This window comes from Candidatus Poribacteria bacterium (assembly GCA_028820845.1).
In the GTDB taxonomy this organism is placed as follows: Bacteria; Poribacteria; WGA-4E; order WGA-4E; family WGA-3G; genus WGA-3G.
In genome coordinates this window covers 1-21,131 of sequence record JAPPII010000019.1, presented here as the reverse complement: position 1 = coordinate 21,131, position 21,131 = coordinate 1, and the positions used below count along the sequence as shown (strand labels likewise).

At 45.3% G+C, this 21,131-nt stretch carries 13 protein-coding genes and 2 pseudogenes; 1 reads left to right on the top strand and 14 read right to left on the bottom strand.

The window, feature by feature from the left end; translation table 11 throughout:
* Positions 1-38 precede the first annotated feature (38 nt).
* The 8 genes and pseudogenes from OXN25_05040 to OXN25_05005 all read right to left on the bottom strand — a co-directional run bounded on the left by OXN25_05040 (position 39) and on the right by OXN25_05005 (position 13,034).
* Positions 39-236, bottom strand: a complete 198-nt coding sequence (locus OXN25_05040) for a ubiquitin-like protein UBact (GenBank protein ID MDE0424215.1) — start codon at positions 234-236, stop codon at positions 39-41.
* A 113-nt stretch (positions 237-349) separates the two neighbouring features.
* The gene (locus OXN25_05035) at positions 350-1,927 is read right to left on the bottom strand and encodes a proteasome accessory factor PafA2 family protein (GenBank protein ID MDE0424214.1); all 1,578 of its coding nucleotides are present in this window, start codon (positions 1,925-1,927) and stop codon (positions 350-352) included.
* A 40-nt stretch (positions 1,928-1,967) separates the two neighbouring features.
* Positions 1,968-3,788 carry an AAA family ATPase gene (locus OXN25_05030; protein MDE0424213.1) on the bottom strand — a complete coding sequence of 607 codons (1,821 nt, stop codon included), beginning with the start codon at positions 3,786-3,788 and terminating at the stop codon, positions 1,968-1,970.
* Between the two features lie 529 nt (positions 3,789-4,317).
* Positions 4,318-4,488 (bottom strand): M48 family metallopeptidase, encoded by a 171-nt coding sequence (locus OXN25_05025; GenBank protein ID MDE0424212.1) that lies wholly within the window; start codon positions 4,486-4,488, stop codon positions 4,318-4,320.
* A gap of 88 nt (positions 4,489-4,576) precedes the next feature.
* A pseudogene (locus OXN25_05020) lies at positions 4,577-6,535 on the bottom strand (HsdR family type I site-specific deoxyribonuclease).
* A 337-nt stretch (positions 6,536-6,872) separates the two neighbouring features.
* Positions 6,873-7,229: a DUF5615 family PIN-like protein gene (locus OXN25_05015; GenBank protein ID MDE0424211.1), complete on the bottom strand. Its 357-nt coding sequence runs from the start codon at positions 7,227-7,229 to the stop codon at positions 6,873-6,875.
* A 2-nt stretch (positions 7,230-7,231) separates the two neighbouring features.
* Positions 7,232-7,633 carry a hypothetical protein gene (locus tag OXN25_05010; protein MDE0424210.1) on the bottom strand — a complete coding sequence of 134 codons (402 nt, stop codon included), beginning with the start codon at positions 7,631-7,633 and terminating at the stop codon, positions 7,232-7,234.
* A gap of 4,475 nt (positions 7,634-12,108) precedes the next feature.
* Positions 12,109-13,034: pseudogene (locus OXN25_05005) on the bottom strand (N-6 DNA methylase).
* Between the two features lie 230 nt (positions 13,035-13,264).
* Here OXN25_05005 and OXN25_05000 point away from each other — a divergent pair.
* Complete coding sequence (locus tag OXN25_05000; GenBank protein MDE0424209.1) at positions 13,265-15,040, top strand: long-chain fatty acid--CoA ligase; 1,776 nt, start codon at positions 13,265-13,267, stop codon at positions 15,038-15,040.
* A gap of 130 nt (positions 15,041-15,170) precedes the next feature.
* Here OXN25_05000 and OXN25_04995 read toward each other — a convergent pair whose 3' ends face one another.
* The 6 genes from OXN25_04995 to OXN25_04970 all read right to left on the bottom strand — a co-directional run bounded on the left by OXN25_04995 (position 15,171) and on the right by OXN25_04970 (position 20,801).
* Positions 15,171-15,977: a lysylphosphatidylglycerol synthase domain-containing protein gene (locus OXN25_04995; GenBank protein MDE0424208.1), complete on the bottom strand. Its 807-nt coding sequence runs from the start codon at positions 15,975-15,977 to the stop codon at positions 15,171-15,173.
* Between the two features lie 229 nt (positions 15,978-16,206).
* Positions 16,207-17,898: a glycosyltransferase family 39 protein gene (locus tag OXN25_04990; protein ID MDE0424207.1), complete on the bottom strand. Its 1,692-nt coding sequence runs from the start codon at positions 17,896-17,898 to the stop codon at positions 16,207-16,209.
* The gene (locus tag OXN25_04985) at positions 17,895-18,290 is read right to left on the bottom strand and encodes a hypothetical protein (protein ID MDE0424206.1); all 396 of its coding nucleotides are present in this window, start codon (positions 18,288-18,290) and stop codon (positions 17,895-17,897) included. Before OXN25_04985 ends, OXN25_04990 begins: the two co-directional genes overlap by 4 nt.
* Positions 18,287-19,159, bottom strand: a complete 873-nt coding sequence (locus tag OXN25_04980; GenBank protein ID MDE0424205.1) for a hypothetical protein — start codon at positions 19,157-19,159, stop codon at positions 18,287-18,289. The genes OXN25_04985 and OXN25_04980 overlap by 4 nt, the downstream gene beginning before the upstream one ends.
* Positions 19,119-20,036, bottom strand: coding sequence for a hypothetical protein (locus tag OXN25_04975; GenBank protein MDE0424204.1), 918 nt, complete (start codon positions 20,034-20,036; stop codon positions 19,119-19,121). The genes OXN25_04980 and OXN25_04975 overlap by 41 nt, the downstream gene beginning before the upstream one ends.
* Positions 20,037-20,552: 516 nt before the next feature.
* Positions 20,553-20,801: a hypothetical protein gene (locus OXN25_04970; protein ID MDE0424203.1), complete on the bottom strand. Its 249-nt coding sequence runs from the start codon at positions 20,799-20,801 to the stop codon at positions 20,553-20,555.
* Positions 20,802-21,131 lie beyond the last annotated feature (330 nt).

Genomic DNA, 21,131 nt, shown 5'->3' with positions numbered 1-21,131 from the left:
ACCATTTGCCAACTGCCAACGGCTGATTGCCAATTTCTTTATTCGCCGGTTCTCTGTCGATAGCGACGGGATTGATCTTTGTCAACCCTACGCATCCGTTTGAGAAGTTCTTGGGTATCGGGTCTGCTAACTTTCTGGCGTTTCGGTCCACTGCTATCATCATCACCATCGCCGGGACCGATTGGTTTCGTGTCTCTCTGCTTGCGTTCGAGCTGTGCAATAAGTTTGGTTGCCATTTTATCTCTCCTTTTTAGTAGTTGGCTATTCGCGATTAGGGCGTTCCGCTACGCTCCACTTTTCGCTGTTGTCTGTTTGCTAAAAGCGCAGCAACCTAACCGTTAACCGCAATTTATAAACGCAATTTCTTAATAAGTGTTCCAACGTCAGGCGATTCATCAAGTGTCTTATTATACTGATTTGCGATCTCCGCATCGGCGAGTGCGTTGAGATTGACTTCGTGCGTGCGTCCGTTGACGGTAAAGGTAATACTATCCCACTGGATGGCTTTTATAGAGGTACTGAACCGATCGACGGCACGCCCTCGGAAATAAGCCCGCGTGCCAGAAGGCGGATTATGAAGTGCCGCCTCAATCTGTTCGTCTGTGACGATGCGCCGCATCGGGAACCCGTAGTATAGTCCTTCGTCTGGATTGATATTGTGATATTCTAAATCCAGACTCTGGAGCCATGCGTCATCCCAAGCAATACCTTCTTCCTCCGCAAAGGTTTGGAGTAGCCATTTCTTCGCCACCCAATCAAGTCGGTCAACGAGTGTCATGGGATCCGTTTCAAGTGCGTTGAGAGTATCTTCCCATTCAGTGAGCACCCAGTCAATCTCAAGCCCGACACTCTCATCGAGATGCTTCTGTGCGAGGGCAAGGTACTGGCGCTGATGGTCAATAGCGGACATCGTCTTCCCGTCTGCCGTCATCACCATCCAGCGATACGTCTGATCGTGCGATACAGTTTTGATGGTATCAATCGGATTTGCGAGTATTAGACTCTCAGGAATCTTGTCTTGTTCAATCAGTGTAATGACGAGTGCGGTTGTACCGACTTTGAGTGCGGTTGCGTACTCCGACATATTTGCGTCGCCAGCAATCCCATGGAGCCTACGATATTTCGACGGATCCGCATGCGGTTCGTCCCGCGTGTTAACGATAGGACGGTTATGCATTGTATCAACGCTTGCCTCAACGTGAAAGAAATCGGCACGCTGAGAGAGTTGATAGTGTCCCGGTGTTGCGAGTCCGGCTTCCGTTTCGATGCCGAGTTTTCCTGCCCCGGCGAAGATTTGACGCGTGATAAAGAAGGGCATGATGCCCTGTTTGAGTTTCTCAAATGGGACTGCCCGCGCCATGAGATAGTTATCGTGGCACCCGTAGCTATGCCCGTGCAAATCGGTATTGTTCTTATAGAGTAGGACACGTTTTCCAAGTTTCTCACTGCGGGTTTCAGCGCATCGCTGTAGGATACGTTCGCCGGCTTTATCGTGTGCGACGAGTTCAAACAGACGCTTGCATTCGGGCGTGGAATACTCGGGATGTGCGTGGTCGTTGTAAAGGCGTGCGCCGTTCACGAGGATGTGATCGCTCTTAATCTCCGCGAAAGAGAGTCGATTTTTCTTGTTGCGTTCGCGGTCGCGTGCCGCCTCCTCCTTTTCATCAGGATGGTTGGAGAGAGCGTCTGCGCGAAAACCGCGTTCATCTCGAAACGGGTCTTCCCCACGGTAGTCCCACACCGGTCGAAAATCTTCCTGACGATAACTTTTTATCAACTCAATTGATTGCTTAACAGCATCAATGTTTGACTCATTTTCGAGTGTTATCCCGTATTCAGTTTCAATTCCAAAAAGTCTTTCCATATTTTTATGGCTATCAGCAGTCAGCAGATCATTGTGGCAGTTAGAAACGTTCGCAATCGCCATACGCTGCTCTTGGTTTTCGACTGCCAACGACTGATGGTTATTAAATCACGCGGGATCCTGAAGTTTTGCGCCGCTCCTGTTTTTCAAGTTTGATAGGCGTAACCTTGACGACATTGGCAGGATCGTAGTCAAGGAGTTTGAGCCAATCTTCTGTCGCTTCCGTTGGTGGGAAGATTTCGCTTTCACGATACTCGGCAGCAAGTGCGTCTAAGAGGTCTGCGCGTGAGATACCACTTTCTTTTTCGGGGTTCTGAATTGCGCGTTTGAGTGCGGTTTCTTTGGCTCGCTGTACAATTGACTCAATAATTGCGCCACTACAGAGATGTCCGCGATAGAGGATATCGCGTCTACCACTTCGGAGTGCGACTTCAAGGAATCGGTTTTCCTCGCTCTCACGGAACATTTCATCAACAATCTGTGCGATTAGATCTTCGACAGCCTTCTCAGCAGGAATCAGATCTGGTACTGTATCCGCTGAACTCTCCTCGTCTGCAGCACCAAGGAGTTCCTCTGCTGCGATGGGTAGTTCCGGCGTGAGATAGATACGGAAAATGTCTTTTGCGGCATCTGCATCTGGCCGGGTTACTTTAATTTTTCTATCAATCCGTCCCGGTCTTAGAATGGCGGGATCGATTAGATCTGGACGGTTCGTTGCGAGGATAATAACAACGTCTTGTAGAGATTCAATGCCATCCATCTCTGCACAGAACATAGGTACGAGGGTATTAGAGATACTATGGGATCTCAGGGCGCGCCGCGTGCCTAAGATGGATTCTGCCTCATCTATAAAGACGAACGCCAATTTGCCCTCATCCTTTTTCTCGCGGGCGATTTGAAAAATCTCTCGCACCTTCCGTTCGGATTCACCGAGCCACATATTGAGGATCTCAGGACCCTTGATGTGAAGGAAACAGCCTTCAATATCCTCACCGCTCTCTTTTCGGAGCCGTTGCGTTAAGTTATAGGCAGTGGCTTTCCCGATGAGCGTCTTTCCGCATCCCGGAGGTCCATGGAGCAGAAAACCTTTTGGTGCGCTATATTGGAATCGTTCAAAAAGTTCAGGATGGAGGATTGGCAGTTCAATGGTATCCTTAATTCTTTGGATGGTCTCGTCAAGTCCGCCTACCTTCGACCAAGGAATATCGGGAACAGCCTCAAGTGCATAAGCATCTGTTTCTTTGGCAGCAAGGTATTCCAGAGCGACTCGGGAGTTGGAGTCAATCCGTACTTCATCGCCGGGCTTGAGTTTTGCATCAGCGAGGTCGGTGGAGCGTTCAAGGATAATCGATTGTGCGTTGGGTTCTTGACCGATACGGAGCCGTCCATCTGGCATGACATCCGCTATTTTTGCGATAGGCCCGGCATCGTTGTATCCGAGTTCCCCGACGACGACATACGCCTCGTTGAGTAGAACGCTAAACCCTTTTTTGAGGGTTTTCGGGTCTAATTGTGTATCGAGATTGGCGTAGTATTCGGAACCGCCGACGATAACACGGGCGATGTCTTCTTTGGGCAATCCAAGCAATGTACCAATACGATTTGCGGGTGAGGTAAGTTTCTCGATCTGTGCCTCCATCTCGGCGTGGATACGGAGTGCTTCCTGCTGAATGGCGTGGATTCTTTCACGAAATTCACCTTCATCACTGAGGATCGAACGCCGAAGTTCAAGGAGCCATCGACGGCGCCGGTCATCAACAGGGGTCTCGGCAATAATGTGGTGAATCAGTTGTAAGGTGTAACCGGAACTCGCCTCCTCTTCTTCAGACGCGAGTTCTTCTTCGAGTTCCTCGTCATGCTCAGCAAACATATCACGTGTGTCGGGGCTTACGTCAGCAATTTTACGGTTCTTCTTATCGTACATTTTGAACGTCTCCTCAGACAGGAACGGATGACTTTACGACAAAGTTTAACACACTTTCTACAATTTTGCGAATAATTTATTTTTTGCAGGGCAAGCCACGCCAGCAATCTGATACTTCTGTCTGCTGTAGATGCTTCCCAAACTGGGGTCTCTGTGATAATTTGCTATAGTTTAGCATAATTTGTGACACAAATGCAAGGAAAAACGCAACTTTATTAGCAGTCGGCTATCAGCGGTTGGCAGTCAGCGGTTGGAAACTAATACCAATTCTAATTGATAATTCCTCTTAAAAGGTTGACTATTTTTCAGCGATGCTCGGTGCGGTTAGAAACCGCACCTACCGGGTGTGGTGTGAGTGGGTTCGGTTAATGCGAGATAAACTTTTAGAAATGGTATAAGAAGCGCGGTCTTTTGGGACCATGCTTTTATTGTCAGAAGCGGGATTTGCAGGATTAGAGGATTTGCAGGATGTTAGACGACAGATAACGGTCGTAATTCGGAGGTCGGCTCTACAATGAAGTGGTTCCGGCTAAAAAGATTTCAAACGGTTCTGCCTCTCTTCCCAATCGGGGAGATATGCGGACATGAAACTCTTGAACAGTTTGCCGTGATTTGGGACAAGGAGATGGATCAATTCGTGGACGATGACGAATTCTGTCAACGTTTTCGGTAAAGAGTAGATATGCTGCTGCGTCCTCACGGATTCGCTTGGCGAAATCGTTTTTAAGTACGTCAAGATTGCGAATGACGCTTGTCACATCGTCGGCATCGAATGCGAGTGCCTTTTCGAGGTTCTCGAAGATACCGACGAAATCTAAGACGAACCCGGCGGACTTTACCAAGCCATCGGCATCTTCGTAAGGTCGGTTGACGCGTGCGATTGCCTGTAACAAAACGTGGTCGCGCATGGGTTTATCGAGATACATACAGTAGAGGATAGGTGCATCAAAGCCGGTTAGCAACTTTTGCGTTACAATCAGAATTTTCGGATGTTCGTTTTTGTTGATGAATTTTTTGCGAATTTCTTTTTCTTCGTCTGAAGTACGATAGTGTGCCTTCAGAGCCTCAGCATCTTGATGGTAAGGGGAATACACGACTTCCGAATACTCCGGGGGTAGATAGTTATCCAGTACCTGCTTGTACAATGCACACGCTTCTCGGTCTACAGCGACGAGAAACGCCTTGAAGCCCATCGGCTCTATGTTCTCGCGGAAATGCTCAGCGACAGCGGCAGCGATGCCGTCTATCCTGTCAGGTGCTTTCATTATCTCTTTCAGTTGAACGGCGCGGTCAAGAATTGCATTGAGTTCTTCAAGATCGCTCATCCCTTCGGTGACTGCAAGGCTTAGAAATTCGCGTTCCAATGTCTCGCGCGCAACGCGTAGGTCAGACGGGGCAAGGGCATAATTCAGCGGTACCGTCGTGCTGTCTTCAATGGATTCCGTGATGGCGTATTTGTCGAGATAGCCTTGTTCGTCGTCTACACCGAAAACCTTAAAAGTTCCTTCGCCTTTGGAGAGTTTGTCAATCGGGGTGCCGGTGAAACCGATGTAGGTTGCATTCGGTAGGGCTGCCATGAGATAGTTCCCGAAATCGCCGCCGGTGGTGCGGTGTGCTTCGTCAATGAGAACAATCACGCTTTCACGGGTGTTAAGGTTCTCGGGTCTCTTGTCGAACTTATGAATCATCGATACGATTAAGCCTCGGTGGTCGGCGGCTAAAATTCGCTCAAGGTCGTCTTTGCTCTGGGCGACCTTAACTGTTGTGATACCGTAGCCGGTGATGTTTCTAAAGAGTTGGCTCTCCAGTTCATTGCGATCGACGACCATCAGCCCGGTGGGTTTTTCTGTCTGCTGTCCACCGCGTAGGAGACGGGCTGCGATGGTTATCATGGTGAGGGTTTTACCGCTGCCCTGTGTATGCCAAACGAGTCCGCGCCGTTTATTTCGGTCATGGACGCGTTCAATGACTTTTTCGACTGCGCGGGTCTGGTGTTGACGCAACACGACTTTGGTGAGCTGATCGTCTCTGCTCTGGAAGATGATTAACTGCTGTAGGATTGTTAGAAGGCGGTCGCGGTCGAAGAAGGTTTTGACTTTCTGCTCGTAATTGGTAACTTCGTCGGTTTTCCAGTTAAACAGGCTTTTGCGGCTGGTGTTCCACGTCACGCTATAGAAAAAGTCGAGCAGTTGTGTGACGCCGAAGATTTGCGCGGTGGTGAACATCTCTGGCGTTTCGGTGTGGTAGCGGCGGATTTGTTCGACACCGAGTGCTACGCCGTCGGGTCTGTTGGTGTTTTTCGTCTCAACGACTACCACGGGGATCCCGTTAATGAGGAATACGACATCGGCGCGGTTGCGGTGGACGGTGCTTTGTTGTTCCCATTCATCGGTTACGTGGAATAGATTGTTGTCCGGGATCTCGAAATCAATCAGGGGGACATTGCGATTGCGGTTCTCGTTTTGAATGAAGGTTGCTTGCTCGCCGCGCAGCCATGAAAGTGCCTCTCGGTTTCCTTCGAGTGTCGGTGTGAGGGAACGCAGTTGCTGCATGACATCTGCGCACTCGGATTCACTCAATACGCCTCTGTTGCGTTTCATGAGTTGTGCGTGTAGGATGTCGGTGAAGTAGAGCGAAGTGGTATCGCCGCCTCGCATTTGAAGGGCTTCTGATGGTGAAATAGCGTGCCAACCGATTTCATTAGCGTATTTGAGGAGTGGGTCTTGCACTGCTGAACGTTCTGACATAACTATATCTAAGTTGCAGTAGGATTACTGAGTGCCGGTAGTGTATCAGTTTTTAATCCAAGACGTTCACCTGGAAGCGGGAGCATGTCCTCAGAGATTTCACGGCGACGGATGACTTCTGGCGAAGATTGTGTCGGGTTATCGTGGGAGACTCTTATCCGAAATAGATAGCCATTCTCGGGGTCGGTGAACGCATCCCGAAGGTCTATTCCAATGTTCTGGGAAATTTATACTATTCATGGCATTATTTTTACTAATTCAACCTATACAGTGGCAATTTTTGGCGAATTAAGCAGATCGCGCGGAGTCCGGTGATGTCATTAACTCGGGTTCGTTGTTAAAGTGGGATGTAAGTAATTCGGTCAATATATTCGTCTTCGTTGGATGCACCAGCGATTAAGATTAGATTGTCAAGAATCGTTCCCATTGACCCACTACTCTTAACCATTAAAATTCCCGGGACGTGGTTCCCTGCTTCCCGATGGTCAGAAAGATGTTTTGGAATGGTATTCGGATCTTTTGTCACCAAGATGAAATTATTCTGTTCACACCACTTAAGGATTTCTGGGTCTTGTGTGCCTTTCGGAGGAGCACCTTCATCACCTATAGCTAAGACTGTCAATGATGGCTCACGCCTCAGCAATTGCGTACGGTATTCCGGAGAAATATTTTCGTCTATCAGAAACCGACGCATCTTTATTCCTGTTCATTTTTGGATGAAGATTGTGTTGTACTTGCTGTGTCGTTTTCTGGATTGGTGGGATCGGGTCCATCAGAATTTGCTTCCTTTTCTGCTATAAGTTCACGCAAGCGAACAGCACCGGGAGGCGGGTTTTTCTCGTATTCCTCCTGTGCCGTTTGGCAATATTTCAGATAATCCTCCAGATATGTACCAACTTTTTCTTGATTTTGAAGATAATATAGGATCGTGGCGTAAACCTGTTCCAGTGTGGGGGTATAGTAGTGATCAGCGATGACGACTGGTGTTTTGTTATTGTGAATATATTCGTATAGAATAGTTTCAATACCTACCCGTGTTCCTTTAAGACGAATATCATTTTCTGCCAAAAACGCAAAGTTCCCTTCAAGAGGATAAATTTGCTTAAATTCATTGATTCGTCTGAGGATACTGTTTTCAACAGGCAAAAAAAGTCTATGCCTATCTTGAATTAGATATTCAAGTCGGTTCAATACTGTGTGGGCATTCCGTCCATAAGTCAGTCCGGTTAATAAACCCAACGTCAAGAATTCTTTTTCTCTGAAAGAAATTGACTCCTCCCAAAGTGTAAAGAGAAAATCAACGCTCACGTCTAATGCCGAAAGTCCATTCATTCGTTCTTCACCTAAGGCAAGCACAAAACTATTGTATGGATCGGAGAGCTTCCAATTTGAACGTTTAGCGACTTCCATTAACAAATCTGCATCAAATTGCGTGTGATAGTAGTTTGAACAAACAAGTTTTATCGTCATCTCATCGTAGTCAGCTTTATCAAGGCGATTTTGCTGAACACAATGTTCCAATAAAACTTGTGTCCACACACCGTCAATTTGAAAGTTTGTCCCAGCATCGCTATTGAGGCTCGTTTTTGCATAATATCTGAGCCGTCCATCATCCGAGAAAAGTAGGTGCCCGGGTTGGCTTGCGAGAAGGACAGTATCAAGGAAATGCTGTTGTAGCATGTCATTGAGTTCTCTCCTGCGTAATTGGTTCATCTCTAACCCAACAGTGGCTTGACCAACTTCACAGTTATCCTTAATCCAATTAACAAGGTTTTTTAGATATGCTATTCCTCTTTTCGTATCCTCAGGACTGATAATTTGTTTTACATACCGATTTCCTTTTTTCCCTACTATCATTCCCTCGCGTTTAGACCACATTCCTTCTCTTTCATTGATAATACGCTGTAATTCATCGATAGTCGATTGGGCAACGCAGAGCTTTCCAAACGTGCTGACCACAATATCCGCAGCATCCAAACTGTGTAAAGTTATTAGGGAAATAATATCTACAATAAGTTTGGGTTTGGAATCATTAAGTCGGTTAAGGATGCTGCTTCTTTCTTCAACACCCCCAATACTACACCTAATCCCTAATTCAGGGTTACCCATGAGGGAATCCCATGTATCTAAACTATTGCTACGCACTAAATTAGTAAAACAACCGATTGTTATGTTTTCTTCCTTGTATAGTTTTTCAATTCGATCAAAGTATTCTTGTTGCTGATCAAGCCTATCAAATATCGGTTGAAATCTTTCTTTATCATCGATTTCTGCAGAATCATCCAATTTAACCGTTTCCATACCTTGATCTGTTGGAAACAGGTGCTTGTATTTACGAGAACTCTCTTGAAAGGCATAAGAGAATTTACTCTTGATATCAACGATCTTTACGGTCTTTTCGCCAATCCTTACCTTGACATTTTTCTCTTTCCCAAGTAATTGTTGAGCGAAAGGGTCATTCACATCACGTTCATTGCGTGCGATATCTGCATTTTCACGTGCTTCAATGATATACCAATAGCCTTCATCAGAAATGTTAATTTGTACCGCTGTGTCCTTATCAACTTCCGTTGGGTTTAGTACCTCAGAAATTTCTTTTGCAACTAAAAAGAAGGTACCGATATATCTAAGATGGGCATTGGGTTTATCAAAATGCGTTCTACGTACTTCATACATTATCTTCAGTGCTTTTTCCGGTTGTAATCTTATTTGATGTAATTGGACGAATTGAACGCATACTTCCAGAGAAAGATTCTCGAGGAAAGAATAATTCTTGGAATCAGGAAAACTTTCTAACACATTATCAATTTCTTCTTCTTTATTAGATCGAAAAAGAATCATACCAAGACGGATTCGCATACCAATATTATTAGGAAATTTTTTCAAATAGTCCTTACATACCGTTTCGGCTTGACTCATATCTCCGATTTCTTCATAAATCACGACCTCCATCTCGGAGATGTTTTCAAGTGGTCCATATTTCTCACGAAGTTTCTGACATATCTCAAGTGCTTTCCCGATTTCTCCTGCGCTATAATAACTTTTGATCAACCACTGTGTCAATTGAGAATTCTGACTTGTGTCAGCAAGTTTTTCGTAGAGCGTTGCAGCTTCTTTAAATAGTTCATGGATGTAAAGTTGGTCAGCCAACATTACGATATCAAGAAATTCTGCGCCATCCCGAACATAGTTGTATGCTTCTTTGAGTAGAGAAACTGCTTCATCGCGTTTTTCATTCGCGCTAAAAATGCGAGCAGCGTCAACAAGATTCAGTATGCTCTTTGGGGTTGACTCGCGCATCGCTATTGAAATTTCCAATGCATCATCAAAACGTTTATCAGCAATATAAACATCAATGAGCAAATGTCTTGCTTTCTCTTGAAGTTCTGGAGACAAATCTGTCTGCAAGAAATTGTTAAGTTTTGTTATCGCTTCATCTAAACGTTTACTCGCGAGGAAGATATTAGCAAGTATAATTGGTGCTTCAGGGACTTCCGGCGCGGATTGGATTTTTTCCAAGAGTTCAACAGCTTTTGCTATATCTCCACACTCAAAAGCTAATAACGCACGATTTTTTACCAAAATTGGATCCGATTTTTCAATTCCTAAGGCAGTATCAAGATCTTCCGTTGCTTTTGTCAACTCGCCAAGGTGAAAATGTGCAATTCCTCTGTTAATGATCCAATATGCTCTATAATCCTTTAATTCTGTATTAGAAACAGTATTCCATGCCTCAGTAAGAAATCCTATTGCACGCTGTAATTGTTGCTTTTGTGCCTCATAAAGTTGACTGGTCCCCACAGCAAGATTATCTTCCAATACTTGGTTAATCAAGATAGTTGCGAAAGCAGCTTTGAAATCAGGAGCATTTCCCTGTTCTACCATGGTTTCGCCCCATCTTTTCGCTGCTTCAAAATTCCCTCGTTGTTTTGCTAAATTGCTGATAGCGTAAGCAATTTGTGCGGAATTGTGCAAATGGTCAGGAACTTTAGCAATTACTTCATCAAGTGGTTCTTCCTCAGCAGAAATTCCAATGAGAATAACATGAGCATCTGTATTTGAAGGATTCTTTTTCCGTGCCTGTTTTGCGTAGTCTGCAGCATATTCTGTTTCTCCCAGTAAGAGGTGAGCCAAAGCACGGTTAGATAATGCCTTTTCGTCTTCACGATTGAAATCAAATGCCTCAATCAACAATCTTGCTGCTGCTTCTTCGTTATTTAGGGCAAATTGCGCAGCTGCCATATTCGTTAGAATACTAAATTTTAGATCATCCGAAGCCTCTTTCCATGTTCGTTTCTTCAGAGCTTCTAATAACTCAAAAGCAGTTGCTGGTTTATGACTCTTAAGTAATTGTTGCGCATAGTCTATTTGTTCTTGATGTTCTTTTGCAACTGCGGACTCTATCGAGGTAGCGGTATTGACATCAAGTAGAGATTTAATTTCACGAACTGCATCTAAAGTCGCGCCCGTCGTATGCTTAAGTTCCTTATTATCATTCTTAATTTTTTCGGTGTCATCTTTGATGGCTTGGATATCCGCAGAAAGACGTTGTGCCACTTCATTTCGCACATAGTCAATTTTACTTGACAATCCAGTTAACATCGTATGGGCATCATCTTGATTCTTTATGTCGTTTTGAATAAATTCAAGAACAATTTGATTGAATGCTTCCTGTTTGAATGGCAGTTGTGCATAAAAATCGATAATCACTCTTTCAATAATGGGACGGATTCTTCGTTCAAAATCCATATTGGGCAATTGATGGTTGGGGACGATAATACAGTTCCGAAAAAGTGTTGTGATTTTTGCGATTTTTTCGCTTTCATTTAATTGTGTGAATTGGACCATATCATCGTCTTTAAGTGAAGTAATAACTTTATCAAGTAAATTAGCATCCACTTCAACTGTTTTCGGGTCAGTTTGATCGGCAAAGTCAGACGCGTATTGCTTAACTACCTTAACAAAAGACTCTTTGAAAAGCTCCTCTGCTGTAGTTTGACAAAAGCGTTTGATGGCGTGGTTGATACCACCAGCAATAGAAAATCCAGTTCCTATAATGTTATATGCTGTGAAGACTAAATCGAGTATTGTCATGGATTTTCATCTCCTTGAAGTACCAACGTGAATTTAGACCGAAAATTGGACACTATAGAAAGGCGAGGTTCGGAAATCTGAGAAAAGTGCCGTGAAGGGTTCCGCGATGGACACCTTCTTGGAAAAAAGTTACACCTCGTATTTTTGGTGTTTTTTTCCTTTTACCCGTGAACCCGCATACCATCTATGTTTAGAGGCGTTTCTTTTTTGCGAATTTCTGTCGTGAAAAAAATAATTATGCCAAAAGTGTAACATTTTAAGTCCTGTGAATTTTGGCGTAGCATCTAACTTATTTTTAGTATAGTGTAATTATATCATACTCACAAATGGGTGTCAAGTTTTTATGATGTATTGCATTTATAGGATAAAAGTCGCGAGCACAGCTCGCTCCTACAAAAAGATGTAACACAGCAGGCAATCCGAGCATACCCCAATATACTGTTCAACTATAATTCTTCTGCTAGTAGCAACTTGAGGGACTACAGCCCAAGTTGCGTCAACACCTCTTCCAAAGTTTTATCTGCCTTCTCGCGGGCAACCCGCGCCTCTGCTAAGTCTGTTAGTATCTCATTCACGGGTCGGTGTTCTATTTTGTCGCCTACGTCTACGAACTGGGACGGACTTAGATTGTAATCGGTTTTTTGGGCATCTTCCAATGTGATAATGTTGCTCAACTTTTCGCGGGATTCCCACGCTTGGTAGACTTCTGTTGCGACGTTAATCCCTTCGTTGGTTAGGATATTTTTCAGATCGCCTTTCACGAAATGTTTGGAGAGATTGATGAGTAATATCTGGTTTTGGCGTTTCGTGGGTTTGCTAAGGTATCGCCGATACGGAATTCTGCGCCGATGAAATCGTGCAGGAAGGCGTTCATCTTCGCCATTGCGTAGGTCGTTGGCGTGAGTTCTTGACCGTAGATTTGTGGGGCTTGTCCCTTTTTGTCTGGATGGTTCTGCTCGAAGAGAAGTCGGGGTTTGATAAGCAGACCTCCTGAGCCACACGCTGGATCGTAGAGGGTGGAGTAGGGTTCGGGGTTAACGCCTTGGAGTCTTGGGTTGAAACGCGCAACTTGACGCATGGCATCTGTAACGAATTCGCCTAAGTGTCCGTCTGCGGGGTGGTTGCGGAGTGCTTCCCAACGGTATTCCTGCGGGATGTAGAAACGGACGATCGGGGGACGGTCGTTCTTTAGGGCATCTTCATGGTCGGCTTTGATGATGTCGCGTGTGAGTTCTTCATTTCCGAATTCTTCCACCTGTTTAGCGAATTCGTCATCAAACACATCGGAGAGACGTTTGTAGAAGATGAGTGGTAGGATGAAATCCTTGAATTTTGGGGCATCGGTTGCGCCGCGAATGACACAGGCGGCATCCCACAGCCAGTTTTCGAGGGTAGATATATCCAAGTGTTCTTCGTTTTCAAGCGGGAGTGGGAGCGTGGTTTGGAAGGTATCTGGTGTGGGTTTTTTGTTTGGCAATGTGATGTTCCTTTATGAAGGTTGAATTTATGTTATTTTATCCTAAGTTGGTTGGTGTTTCAAGTGTTTTTGGCGTTGAAAGCAGGCAACGATTAACTTGACTTGCATCATGCCATAATGTTAGGATAATCGGAAAACAATAGGAGGAAACAGCCATAATGACACTGATATCTATGTTTGAACAGTCGGTTCAACAATACGGCAGTAATCCCGCATTGGCACACAAACCGAAAGGTGGCACTTATCAGGATATTTCTTATGCGAAACTCGGCGAATCGGTGAGTGCTTTTGGCAGTGGGTTAAGTACTTTAGGGGTGCAAAAGGATGACCGGATCGCACTTCTCTCCGAGAACCGTCCTGAATGGGCAATCACGGACTTTGGCAGCCTCAAAGTTGGTGGGGTAACTGTCCCAATGTTCTCAACGCTGACTGCAGCACAGGTCAGTTACATTCTAAAAGATTCTGGGTCAAAAATTATCTGTGTCTCTACAGAAGCGCAATTGAAGAAAGTGCTTTCTATTTCCGATGAGGTACCGAGCCTTGAACATATAATTGTTTTTGACGCGATCGAAGGTGAAATCCCGGGAGGCGTTATTCAATTTGAGGAGGTCTGTCGTCGCGGTGAAGGGGCAGATTCAACCAGAGAGAGCGATGCCGGTGAAGATGACATCGCAACGATTATCTATACGTCCGGCACAACAGGAAATCCGAAAGGCGTTATGCTGACGCATGCGAATTTCATTTTCAATTTACAGGCGTGTAAATCGCTGATTGAAGTCGGTGACACAGATGTGTTGTTATCGTTCCTTCCGCTATCGCACGTATTTGAACGGCTCGGTGGACACTACGTCCCACTTTTCTCGGGGGCAAAGATTGCTTATGCGGAAAGTACTTTCACGGTTGCACGAAACATGCAGGAAGTTTCTCCGACGGTGATGCTAAGTGTACCGCGTCTGTACGAAACGATGCACGATAGGGTGCTCGGTGCTGTGCAGGCGGGTTCACCACTGCGACAGAAGATTTTCCACTGGGGTGTCTCTGTCGGTTCAGCAGTGAGTGCGGCGATTCAACAAGGGAAAAAGCCGTCGGCAATTTTGGGATTGAAACAGCGCATTGCGGATAAACTCGTCTTCGCAAGGTTAAAGGCAGCGACAGGGGGTCGGTTACGGTTTTTTGTCTCTGGGGGTGCGGCGTTACCGCAAGCGATTGCTGAATTTTTCCATGCGGCGGGTATCTTGATTCTGGAGGGGTACGGCTTAACAGAGACATCGCCTGTTATCAGTCTGAACCATCCGGCGAAATGGAGGTTTGGCACTGTTGGCATGCCTGTTCCGGGCATCGAGGTGCAGATCGCTGAAGATGGTGAGATTCTCACCCGGGGGCCGCACATTATGAAAGGTTATTTCAACAACGCAGCGGAGACAGCAGCAGTTATTGATGCAGATGGATGGTTTTACACCGGTGATATTGGTATCATCGATGCCGATGGGTTTGTTAAAATTACGGATAGAAAGAAAAATATCATTGTGCTTTCAAACGGTAAGAATGTGGCCCCGCAACCGATAGAGAGCGAATTGGTGCAAAGTCCGTTTATCAGTCAGATTCTGCTGATTGGCAACGAGCGTAAGAACCTCGCGGCGTTGATTGTCCCGAATTTTGATGCCCTTAAGGCGTGGGCAGCTGAGAATGAGGTTGAGACGGATGACCTTTCAGTGATGCTTCAGACCCGCGAGGTGCAACAACACATTCAAGGTGAAATTCGGAGTCGTTTGACGAATTTTGCAGACTTTGAGCAGGTGCGGCGGTTTGTTCTTCTTGAAGAGGAATTTTCGCAGGATGCCGATGAGATGACCCCGACGCTGAAACTGAAGCGGAACGTCATTCTTGAGAAATATGCGGACGTGATAGAGGGGATGTATCCAGAGGACGCTTAGCCAGATACCCACAATTGGAAAAAGGTTCGTCTTGATTTGCTTTCCTATTAGATTCACAGGGCGAATGCGGATGCATGGGAGTCGCTATTTGGAGATCGTTCCGTTAGCGACTCATCACTGACAGCGTTTCCTAACCGCGTTTCTTATAAAGAAAAAGGGCGACTCCAGCTAAAATAATCTCTGTAGACAATATCCAGACCCGGTAGAACAGCGCGACGAGTGTTGCTTGTGACAGAGGCATGTAACTTGCTAATAACAAACTTAGCAATCCTTCTCGGACTCCTAAACCTCCCGGTGTCAGAAAACTCAAGAACCCAACGATCCATGCAAATGCATAACAGGCAGTGAGCACAGCAGCCTCTGTCCATGCTACGGGGGAGAAACTTCGGATAAAGAGAAAAAAGGCGAGACCCTGACAACCCCACAAGAGGACATGGCAGCTAATAACATTTCGCCAGAGAGGTGCCTTCCCTAAAAGGTGCAAGCATTTTTTTACAGATGTCCATACTTGTTTTGTGACTTTAAATATCAGAAAGAGTATCCCTATTAACAAGCCAACAACGGGGAGTATGAGAAATAAAGTGTGTCCTGGTACTTTTTCCAGAACTTCTGGAGCCGTGGCGCGGATCTGCCCTGAAAAGAGTAGAGACGAGGCGATGAGTCCACCGAGTGCTGCCTCAATACTGACATGTAAGGTTAGGCTACTGCCGACCACGGTTTTACGCAAACCAAAACGATGGCTTAAAGAGAGGAGCCGGACAACACCCCATATTCGCCCGGGAAGATAGCGCGTGATATTCGACAGATGGAACAGTGTAAAAGCACATCTAAAAGATATTTTTTTCTTGTTAGAGCACTGAGCAGGTTTGCAAAGGGAAAAATATAAAGGGTTCGGTAAAGAATCTGGATACCAAAAGAAAGGACAATACCCAACCACTGTACCTGAAGGACTACGTTTTTCAGTTCGGAGTGTGTTTGTACAAAGGGATTGATAAGAAAAAATAAGAGGATCCCCCCAATGAAGATTCCAATATATTGGCGGAGTTTTTTCACTGTTTAATCTTTAACCTATTTAGCATTGGCATAAGAGATGCATTCACTGAAAACCTCAAACCTGCATCTTTTCAAAAATAGTGACAAGGTCATCCCTTCGTTAGAAAGCATAGTTACGGTGTCTCTTTATCGCGGATACGGTAAATCCATGCCAAGTCAATGCCGTTGACGGCGATAGTATGTTCAAGGACTCCGTTGCGCGTACCCGTCTGTGGGACTTTGCCGATTTGAGAATCACGGATATAGACAACTTCATAATCAGCGGGGAGATATTTTTTTCTGGTGTTGTATGTAAATCCTACAAAATAGTGTTGAACAAATCTTGTCCCTAAGGGGGACACGGCTACTTTCAACTGATGGGCATTGTGTTTTTGATTCAGATATTTTGCTGTGAGATCTAAGCCAGCCGTTTCTCCCACCGTGATAATCTTAGTGATGTTGGCTTCTTTCCAACAAAGATTATAGTAGGTGCCATAATAAGGGTGACAAGAGAGAACAGGAACAATTTGAATCGAAAAGAAACCAACCCATGCCAAAATCGCAAGGAATGTTTTGCCTTTTGCAGTTTCTGCCATTCCAAATCGGGAACATAGCATTGTGGAACTCCATTTGAATCCCTCTACAAAACTAATAGCAGCGAGTATTTCTAACATAGGGAACACGGGCAATAGGTAGCGGCTTAACTTTTTGCTTGTTCCTGAAAGGCACACCGTGAAAAGTACAATACCAAGCCCGATCCCCAATGCACTGCGGAAATGTCCATCAGCCATGTCCGAACATTTCCGCTTTTTCCAAAGCGAGACGCAGGCGAAAAGTGCTAGAGGTAGCAGCAACGGAGTACTTTTGACGAGCAGCACGAAGGGATAGAAAAGCCATCCCGGATCGTTAACGACTTTTCCTAAAAAAAAATGATCCACCTCATGCGGAGTTCTGATTGCCCAATGCACACCTTCAAAAAACCGCCAAGCGGTTCTTATTGTCATGACACTAACGAGTCCGAGTGCCACGGCGGCCGCAACGATAAACTCAGTCGGACAGTCTTCCTTTTTCATTCCACGAAACAGGACCCAAGTGAACCCTAAAAGACAGAATGCTATGAAACCGAAAATCGGTATCCAGAAAACTGGCCAGAGTGCAAGGACAGTAAGAGCTGTGCAGTTGAGGAAACATAGTCCCTCTGCGATGCCTGCCCAAAAGTTTCTGGCACATTTTTCACGAAAGATAAATAGCCCCAAAGGTATCCAGGGTAATAAAATCAGGGAGTAACTTTTACTCATGAGTGCGACCCCGAAGGTAATACCGGAAAGGATGAGATAACCCTGTCGGGGTCGGTTTTGGCAATAGAGGAAAAAGAGCAACATTGTGAGTAGGATAAAAGTCGTCGCAAGGGCATCGGTGTGGACGCGTCGTGCTTGTGCCAAAAAAAATGGTGAGTAGGCAAGAGAGGCGGAACTCACAAGTGCCACCCATCCTCCGAAGAGTTGATAGATTAACAGACACGCAATACCCAAACCTATCCAAACGACGATACTGATAAACCACCGGGCATGCGATAAGTTTTCAATATCCACACGCGGCTCGATAAAAAAGGTTCGTAGTCCAGCAAGCCACATGGTTATCACCCCCGGATGGTGAGTGATAAGGGTTTCTGAGAACTCCCGTTGTTTGACGGCGGATATAAAGTGGGCACTTCGATTTAACCAAAGTGTTTCATCACTGGACCAGTGTGAATCTAAAGCGAAGAATCTGGGCAATCCAGTGGCAACGAAGAGAGATAACGTAAAAAAAAGGACAGCTGGTTTCATTGTACATCGGGATATAAGTCGGTGGGTGTTTGTCCGAGTTGTTTTTCTCTCTCAAGAATGCGCTGCATCTGGTTTGCGAGATAGGGGAATTTGAAGGCGATTCGCTTCATGCCCTCTTCATATCCATGGTTGGCAAGCATTTGTCGCGCCCATGTCTCCCTTACGAGTTGTCTTTGCTTTGCTTTTTCTTGAGCAGGGGACAACTTTTTCGCGCAACAAGCACAGTTTTTCTTCCGTATTATGCTTTGTGTTGTAGGGAGACTATCTTGCTCGCTTTTTTGCTCGGTGTTGGCAACTTTCCCTCTGGATGTGGCAGTGCTGCTCCCACTTGTAACAACATAAATGATAAGTACGAAAAGTAGGGCAGATAAGGCGTAGAAGACGTTTTTCACTTTATTTTTTCCGTTTCCGTTTGAGTCGATTTTTTTACAGGTTCGCCAATCCATTTCTCGAAAACCTCTGTATTTTCAAAAAAGGAACGAACGAGTGCGAATTCTCCCGGGGTTAGAATCGCACACCGGAGCAGCCCCTCATGTGATCCGTAGGTTTCCAATTGTTTTTGCCAAACTTCATGATAGACTTGTGTTTCCTTATGAGCCATGAAGTAAGGTATCATGCCGAGCTGCATTACCACCGGGGTTTTTGAAGCCCATTCTTGTTTGGGGTACTCCTCGATGATTGGTGGAAGAAAGTGTTTGACGAGAAGAGATTGAAACGTGCCAAGGTTTTCTAAAAAACGCGGATCTCTGGTGAACACCTGACGCAATCGGAAATAGAAGGGTACGCACTGCTGAATTTCCTTGGGAGTCGCCTGGGCCGGCAATGCTGCTTTGAGCAAGAAAAGACATGAGGCTTCTCGTTCGGGTGTCGGCATGGCTTGGAGATAGGCAGGGAAATCTTTATAACTCTTGCCGAGGTGCTCTTTTAAATACGCCAGATACGCCGGGCTTGATAACACATGCTCCAGGGGGGCTTCTCTACCCAGAAGTTTCGTTAAGAGTTTTTGATTTTCCTCTTTTAAAGGCGCAGAGGCAAGTTTGAGGAGTTTCTGTTTTCGTTCCTGGATCCGGGCGTTAAGTGTGCTTTTCGCTTTAAGAACTTCTTCTCCAAACTCAGCGGGCCAAGTATTTTCGGGGATGAAAGTAAACCACACAATACAAAACAATAGGAAGCATACCGGGGATAATAGCCTCAATCCGCTGTAGATTTCATGATATAGCCTATGGCTGTGGCTCGTGAGAAACATTTTCTTTCGGTTCATTGAGTGGCTCCGTAGAAAAGGGTATGCGTTCAGATGCAGGTTGCTGCTTCATCGAAGGGGCTTGTGTGGCATTCTTATCCCTCCACGCCTCGATTTCATCAAGTGAGTTGAAGTGTTCCAAAAGCCATCTGGCACTCTCTTCGTCGGTTTCAAGCAGATGAAGCAGCCCTTCATCAGTGTCGTAATGCTGTAAGACTTCTTGTATGGCAGTTTTTTGTTCAACAGGGAACAGCGTCGGGGTGCTATTTGTACCTACGGAGGGTCCCGAAGCGGGAGCCGGAGAGGTTCCGTTGCTTTCGTTAAGCAGTGTCTTCGGCACATCCGAATCGGGGAGCTCCGAGGGCTGGGCGTGCACAGCGTCTCGCGTGGCAGCATCTTCTAAAGCGAGTGCTTTGATTACTTGTTCCTCCTGCCAACGTATCTGCGCTCCGATCTCGCCTTTAAATTTTCCAAATGTCCATGCTGTATAATCAGGCTCCGCTCTGAGCATCCTTGAGGCATGGTATCTCGCTTGGGTTCGAGTGCCGGGGGCTGCTAAGAAACTGTCTTGGAATCGTGCAGCCATTTCTGCCTCGTAGTCTTCGGGGGATCCGGTGGGGAAGTACCCTCGAAAGAGTTGAAAAAAATCTGCGGAGGCGTTTGAAGCAGGCATGCCCTGACTCTCATAAAAGTCGAAGAAATCTTGGAAAGAAAAATCAAAGATACCCGTCTGCTCATACATCAGTGCCCATTCTTGCATTTTGGTGTTTATAAATTCTTGATATTCTGAAGACTCAAGTATTTGCCAAAATCGTTCAATGAATTCAACTTCAGTTTCATCCATCAATTGCAGTGTATTTCCGTTTGCCTGAACTATCTTCTGGACAAGTTGGCTCATTCCTTTCACATTGAGGCTAGACGGTGCTGAGAGGTTTAGAGAGGAGGATTCTTCGCTTTCCAGAAGTGTTTCTACATCTGATAAATTAGTTCTTGCGGACCCTTTATCCGGCAACGAAGTTGACTTATAAATTTTAACAGATACTCGGTCTGGGAAACGAGATACTACAAAGAATATCAATCCACAAAGACATAGGATGCCGATGACAAATGGAAAGTAACGATTTTTCATCATAAAACGCCTCTCGAATAAAAATAAGTATCTATCGCGAGCTTGTCGTGAGACATAGGAATTGATGATACTTTAGGTAGTGTTTACATTCTGGCTCTGAATTCAGTCATAGCAAGGGTTTCGTAGTTTTGTGAGATTCATTCGAGCTAAGCACAAATACTGATAGATACTGACTTTCGACGATTTCGGTAATGAAATGTAAACACAACGTAGAACAATACCTTCAGGAAACTGATTTCGCGTATCAGCAGCCCCGCTTATGGCCCTTTAGATACCTCCGGTATCCTATGAAGAACTACATAACAGATACATCGCTGCAGCACATCCTGCAATCGCAGCTCCCCAATATTTTAGACATTGAGTTGTACTGGTATCCGGTTCAGCACATCTGTTCGCAGCCGCCTCAGCAAGGGTATCACAAATTTCCTCTGCTTCTGGGCAAGCCTCAGTTGTCCCAATTAGAACGTTCACTGATATAAATCCAATAACAAGAATTAAGATAGCAGCAACGCATTTGTGTAAGAATAACTTCATCAATTTTCTCCATTATTTTTAGGGGTTTGCACAGGGAAAAGAAAAAACGGGAGTTTGTCTTCTCTGACAACCCTCTTGTTGTCTAAAGGACTAACCTAAAAATCTCACCAAACAAAGACATTCTGTGCTACAATTAGGTTAGTGCTGTCATTCCATCTCAATGGCAGTGCCGCGGCGGCGGTAGATGTCTTACCGTCGTAGCACCTCAAAATCACAAAGAGGCTGCCAATTGAAAAACAATTTTGTTGTTAGCAAAATATACTAACATCTTAAGTGGGTGTGTAAATATTTTGTCAAGATACTCATGCGGTCTTTGCGTGTTTCCGCCAA

Excerpts from the sequence above, each read along its gene's own strand:
- OXN25_04970 (MDE0424203.1), bottom strand. The coding sequence starts at position 20,801 with ATGAAGTTATTCTTACACAAATGCGTTGCTGCTATCTTAATTCTTGTT.
- OXN25_04980 (MDE0424205.1), bottom strand. The coding sequence starts at position 19,159 with ATGAACCGAAAGAAAATGTTTCTCACGAGCCACAGCCATAGGCTATAT.
- OXN25_04990 (MDE0424207.1), bottom strand. The coding sequence starts at position 17,898 with ATGAAACCAGCTGTCCTTTTTTTTACGTTATCTCTCTTCGTTGCCACT.
- OXN25_05040 (MDE0424215.1), bottom strand. The coding sequence starts at position 236 with ATGGCAACCAAACTTATTGCACAGCTCGAACGCAAGCAGAGAGACACG.
- OXN25_05030 (MDE0424213.1), bottom strand. The coding sequence starts at position 3,788 with ATGTACGATAAGAAGAACCGTAAAATTGCTGACGTAAGCCCCGACACA.
- OXN25_05035 (MDE0424214.1), bottom strand. The coding sequence starts at position 1,927 with ATGGCGATTGCGAACGTTTCTAACTGCCACAATGATCTGCTGACTGCT.
- OXN25_05015 (MDE0424211.1), bottom strand. The coding sequence starts at position 7,229 with ATGCGTCGGTTTCTGATAGACGAAAATATTTCTCCGGAATACCGTACG.
- OXN25_04975 (MDE0424204.1), bottom strand. The coding sequence starts at position 20,036 with ATGAGCCAACTTGTCCAGAAGATAGTTCAGGCAAACGGAAATACACTG.
- OXN25_05000 (MDE0424209.1), top strand. The coding sequence starts at position 13,265 with ATGACACTGATATCTATGTTTGAACAGTCGGTTCAACAATACGGCAGT.